Source organism: Streptomyces sp. (assembly GCF_036524955.1).
In the GTDB taxonomy this organism is placed as follows: Bacteria; Actinomycetota; Actinomycetes; order Streptomycetales; family Streptomycetaceae; genus Actinacidiphila.
Genome location: NZ_DATDBG010000047.1, coordinates 1 through 2,603, shown reverse-complemented (window position 1 = coordinate 2,603; position 2,603 = coordinate 1). Strand labels below are relative to the sequence as shown.

The 2,603-nt window shown below is 67.0% G+C and carries 2 protein-coding genes and 1 pseudogene; 2 read left to right on the top strand and 1 reads right to left on the bottom strand.

Going from position 1 to position 2,603, the window contains the following annotated elements; all coding sequences use genetic code 11:
* Positions 1–319 (top strand): annotated as a pseudogene (locus VIW71_RS04085) (transposase); the annotation flags it as partial.
* 239 nt (positions 320–558) lie between these two features.
* Here the strand turns inward: VIW71_RS04085 and ltrA are convergent.
* Positions 559–1,881 carry a group II intron reverse transcriptase/maturase gene (gene ltrA, locus VIW71_RS04080; RefSeq protein WP_331620560.1) on the bottom strand — a complete coding sequence of 441 codons (1,323 nt, stop codon included), beginning with the start codon at positions 1,879–1,881 and terminating at the stop codon, positions 559–561.
* Between the two features lie 615 nt (positions 1,882–2,496).
* Here ltrA and VIW71_RS26505 point away from each other — a divergent pair.
* A partial coding sequence (locus VIW71_RS26505; RefSeq protein ID WP_414720648.1) for a VOC family protein occupies positions 2,497–2,603 on the top strand: 107 nt, incomplete at its 3' end.

Here is a 2,603-nt window from a genome sequence, read left to right as displayed (position 1 = left end):
TGCAGCAAGGCCACGGCCAACCAGTTCCGGCTGCTGATCCATCGACAGCAGCGCTGTCGATCCGGTCCCGCAGGGAATGGCTCGGCCCCGCCGTGCCATAGGGGCCGCCTACTGGCTGCTGCACAGCCTGCGCGGGCTGGCGCCCAAGGCTGGGTTCTGGCGCGACGCCCAGTTGGACACGCTGCGGCTCGCCTTCGTCAAGGTCGCCGGTCGGGTCACCGAATTGGCCACCCGGATCAAGGTGGCCCTGCCGTCCGGCTACCCCTACCAGGACAGCCTCGCGCTGCTCGCGGCCCGGGCCGCCAAGCTGCCGCCCTGAGCCAAGGGGCCACGTGCCCCGCCCGAGCCCGTCCCCGCAACCCCAAGCCCCGACAATCCGCGCGTCCCGCGCCACCCACGGGTGCGCCCCTACGCCCGCCCTTGCCGTCCGGAATACTGTCCCGGGTAGAGTCGAGGACGGGCGCGGTGGCTTGGGCCGTGTCCGGCATCGCCCCGTTTCCCGTCCCCGCTCATCAAACCGGACGTGCGGATTTCCCGCATCCGGCTTTCCGACTGACTTCATCCTGCGGCTGTCGGCGGCGCGCCGATGTGCATCCGGCGCAGCCGGAGCACGCCCAGTTCCCCGAACACGGCCTGGTCCGAGAAACGCCTGGTGCCGCGCGAGGGCACCTTGTGTCGCCGCTTCAAGAAGCCACGGACCGCCTCATAGACGTGGTTGTCCGCCGCCCGATATGCCATCAGCCGCGTGCCATAGGCGAAATACCCCGCCCAGCCGCGCAGCAGTTGGTTCAACCGGCCGCGCACCTCACCCCAGGGCGCGACTTTGGAGGGGACCAGGATCTCCCCCACACGTCTCTTGAGGCGCTGCACGCTCTTCTGCGACGGGCTCGCTCCAAGATACCAGTGGCCATCCTTCCGATAGTGGTGCGGTCCGAAGCTGTAGCCCAGGAAGTCAAAGCGCTCCTGCCGCGCGTCGCGCACGGTGGTCTTCGCTTCGTTCACGGTGAGGCCGAGCCGCGTCATGACCCGCCGTGTCCACGTCAGTGCCTCCTCCGCGTGGCCGCGGCTGAGGATGACGAAGTCGTCGGCATAGCTCACGACATGGGCGCGAAACGCCTCGCCGCATCCCTGCTGCCGCCAGTGCCGGAGAAAGCGGTTCATGTAGCGGTTGGCCAGCAAGGGGCTGATCACCCCGCCCTGCGGCGTACCGCAGGTGCTTTGCTCGCCGCCGCTCATGCGCCGCCGTCCCTCCGGGTCCGTTTCCTCGACCGGTGTCTTGAGCCAGAGCTTGATCAGGCGCAGGACATGACGGTCGACGATCCGCGCCGCGACCGAGCGCAGCAACGTGTCGTGCGGGATCGTGTCGAAATACTTCGACAGGTCGGCGTCCACCACATCGGTGAACCCCTGGCACAGCCGTCGATGCACCGCCTTGACCGCATCGATGCCGCTGCGGCCCGGTCGGTAGCCATAGGCACTGGGTTCGAGGTCCGCCTCGAAGATCGGCTCCAGCACCAGTTTCGCCGCGGTCTGCACCACCCGGTCCCGGATCGTCGGGATGCCGAGCGGACGCTCGCCGCCGCCGGGCTTCGGGATCATCACCCGTCGCACCGCCTGGGGCTGGTACGTCTTGGTCCGTAGTTCCGTCTCGATGCCGGTCAGCCAGTTCGCCAGCCCCGCCGCTTCGATCGCCGTGCAGGTCTCGCCATCAACGCCGGGTGCGCCCCGGTTGGCGCGCACCAGGTCGTACGCATGACGCAGGATGTCTGCGCGGTGGACCTTGTCGTAGAGCAGGTAGAACCGAAAGCCCGGCTCCGCCTTCGCCTTGAGATACAGCTTCCTTTGAAGCGTCCTGATGCTATCCGGTGTTGCCAGGCTCATCGCCAATCACCGCTCCTCAGCTCCGTCGAAAGCACGCCAGAAGTCAGGGCCCTTCCCTCCGCTGGCGTTACCCAGCCTCATCGGTACTACGGCCCTGTCCGACACCCGCCGGAGCCGCCGCCCTGCGACGACGTCGAGGTCGCTACCCTCGCCCATGGCGGGTCTCCCCCAATTACCCGGCTCACCTTTCCGACATGCCGTGCCCACTACCCCGATGGACCGGAACAGGTGCGTCTGTCGGTTGCTTCCCTGTTCCACCTGGGCCTTCCCCGAAATTCAGGCGGGTCGGCGTCCATGACTTCACTTTCGAGGCCTGCTCAGGCTTCACTCACATTACGGCCTGCCGGATTGCTCAACCGCCCAAAGGCGGCCTTTGTCACGAGGCTTCGACCAGACCGGTTGCCCGACCAAGCCGCTCGTCAGCTACCAGGGTCTACCGACAACTCCCCGGATGGATCCTTCCTCCACTGGTGAACCGCGCCGTTGGGGCGCACTGAATGATCCGGGTTAAACCATAGGCTGCGCAGCCATCCGCGTGAGCCTCATACGCCCGCTCGCGCCGATATGATTCCACCGAACTCTTGAGCAGCGCCGGCATCGCCATAATGTGTCGGCATGGCCCTGACCCTGCTGATCAACATCGACGTGGACGATCTGGATCGTGCCACCGCCTTTTATACCGCGGCCCTGCCGCTGCGGCTCGGTCGCCGCTTTGGCGGCAA